Source organism: Candidatus Parvarchaeota archaeon (genome assembly GCA_016866895.1).
In the GTDB taxonomy this organism is placed as follows: domain Archaea; phylum Micrarchaeota; class Micrarchaeia; order Anstonellales; family VGKX01; genus VGKX01.
Genome location: VGKX01000169.1, coordinates 1 through 2,398, shown reverse-complemented (window position 1 = coordinate 2,398; position 2,398 = coordinate 1). Strand labels below are relative to the sequence as shown.

General features: G+C 49.8%; 3 protein-coding genes. All 3 read left to right on the top strand.

Translation table 11 applies throughout. The annotated features are described in order from the left end of the window. Positions 1-17 precede the first annotated feature (17 nt). Entirely contained in the window at positions 18-302 is a 285-nt protein-coding gene (locus tag FJZ26_05555) for a hypothetical protein (GenBank protein MBM3229873.1), read from the top strand. A gap of 148 nt (positions 303-450) precedes the next feature. Continuing rightward, on the top strand, positions 451-1,056 hold the full coding sequence (locus FJZ26_05550; GenBank protein ID MBM3229872.1) for a hypothetical protein: 606 nt from the start codon (positions 451-453) through the stop codon (positions 1,054-1,056). Positions 1,057-1,091: 35 nt separating this feature from the next. Then, positions 1,092-2,398 (top strand): hypothetical protein (locus FJZ26_05545; GenBank protein MBM3229871.1); only part of this gene is annotated, 1,307 nt, incomplete at its 3' end.

Sequence of the window (2,398 nt, the reverse complement as noted above, 5' to 3'; positions counted from 1 at the left end):
ACAAGGGCAAATTTGACATGGCGCTTGATGCTCGGATTCTCTCAGGCAAGCAGGCATACAAAATAGGCCTTGTTGACAGCCTTGGAAACAGGAACGACGCGCTAAAAAAGGCTGCTCAGCTTGGAGGGCTTGAAAACACGGACAAGCCCCCGGTGTGCCAGATTGAGGAGGGAAAGGGCCTGGTTGAGGAGATATTCGGCGGTGTTGCCGGCGGGTTTGCCAGGGGGGTTGGCAGCCTCGTCTATGCCCCCGCCCTTGACCCTGCAAGAGGGCTTGGCCTGAAGCAAAAGCTTGGGGCTTAAAGTCAGAGCTAACTTGAGTTAGCTGGTTTTTTCTGCAAGCAGAAAGCAACAGCAGCGTTAATTCAACAAACTGATTTCTGATCCAAAGCCCAATAGGGCCTGCAGGCTATTTTGTCCTGATGCCAAGGCAAGTGCAAGGTTATTAAGAATGAGCGAGAAATGGATTTACATGTCCGATGCAATGCCAAGCAGCAGTGGAAGGCGGGGATTTGTTTTTTCCCTTGACGCTTTTGTAGCCCTCTCGCTTGTACTGGTTGCAATTTACTCTCTTTTTGTCCTTGTGCTTTTGCCAAAATCTTATTATTCAACCTACCAACAGGGCTACTCGCTTGCAAGAGACACACTAAATTCCCTGGACCACCTCAAATACGCCTCAAGCGAACAGACGTATCTGGAATTTTTTGCCGCTGGCGGGGCCTCTCCGATAGTTCACCAGAAAATCCGGGAAAATGTCGGACCCCTGATTCCCCAGCAATACGGGTTTCGAATTGAGCGAAGCACAAGTGCAGGCGGCTGGGATGTCATTTACGACACTGCAATCGATACCCTTGACACCACCCATAATAAGGAATACAGAAAACTGTCCGTTTCAGCTCAGTCGCTTGTTTCAGGCTATGCGACGCCGCCCCAGCCTGCAAACCCCCCCGATTGCGGCCAGGTTCAAAGCAGCGTCATTTGCGCAGTCGAACCTGGGATAACTGCCGACACAGGCACGCCGCTTGTGACTGTGGTTAGGCTTACAGTCTATATATGAAATAAATGATTAATTGAGATGAATAGGGTTTTAGCATGAAAGAAAAGCTAGAAGGCGTAAATAAGCATAAAAAGGGAGTTATTTTCACAATAATAGCTGTCATACTCCTCTCATTCATGCTCATCTCAGTAACGCTTTGGTCAAACGTGGTCAAGGAAAGGGAGGCAAAAACCCCAGAAAAGCTCCAGTCTGACTCTATGAGGCAGATAATGGGCCAGCTGACCGAGGAAAAACTTGGCGATTTTGCCAGGATGTCTGCCCGCTACTCGCTTGCAAGGCTTGCACAGTTTTCAGTCACGCACCCGATAAGCCCAGCAGGGGCAGATGGCATCTCAACCATCAACCAGAGCATCTACGAGCTTATGCTCTACGGCGGCACGAATGCCGGGGCGTTTGTTGACAGGCTTGAATACACAACCCCCGAGGAAAAGCAGTACATAATTTCCAATTGGTCGGAAAAAGTTGGGAAGGCGGCTGGGAAGATGGGCTTTGTGTTTTCTCTTGGCAATGTGACAAACTTCAGCCTTGCCCAGGCAGACCCGTGGACAGTCAACCTGAGCTTCAAGACAAGCGTTTATGTGAAAAACAAGGAAGGCACGATGATGATTTCAAGAAACCTGACTGTTGCCACAAACTTCTCGATTCTTGGGATGGAAGACCCACAGGCAAGCAGGTTCATGGGCCCAAACATCAAAAAAATTGTTTTTGCATCGCCAAACGAAAACTCCAGAAGTTATTCGGATGCACAGGTTAAGCTTGTGAGAAACGGCAAAAGGGGTTTTGGCTGGGCTTCAGGTTATCTTGTTGAAGACCCCCTTGAGGCAACAGACCCTGACAAGACATATGTTTGGCTTACAGACTATCCCGGGGATGAAGCATTCCTGGGCAACATAACAAACATCTCAGGCGCCATATTGAAGAATCTGAGCGAAACCGCATTTGAGCATGTTGTCGGTGGCTGCAACTACACAATCCACAGGGACGCAAATTGCATAATATGCCTTGAGTGGGCTACCCTCAATTCAGGAGACCCATCCTTGTGCAAGATTGATTTTGTGGTTGGCTATCCAAACACACCTCTTCCAAGGGCATACAAGACTGTCACGACCGATGTGCCGTTTGTCGCAAGGACAGGCGGGCTTGGAAGCGCCGCATCGCTTGGGCAGGTGGCAATTGTCAACACCAATTCCGACCCCACTGACATTGACGAGGACAAGCACCTTGTCTTTGACATAACTGGGCCGCGCCAGATGCTTGAGTGCGGGTATTATGTATCATCCCAGGGCAACGCACCTTCATACCTGCAGCGCCTCCTTGCCCAGTCCTACGACAGGAAAAGCGC

Bases quoted from the DNA above. Each gene is read 5' to 3' on its own strand.
- FJZ26_05555 (MBM3229873.1), top strand. From the start codon at position 18: ATGGCGCTTGATGCTCGGATTCTCTCAGGCAAGCAGGCATACAAAATA.
- FJZ26_05550 (MBM3229872.1), top strand. From the start codon at position 451: ATGAGCGAGAAATGGATTTACATGTCCGATGCAATGCCAAGCAGCAGT.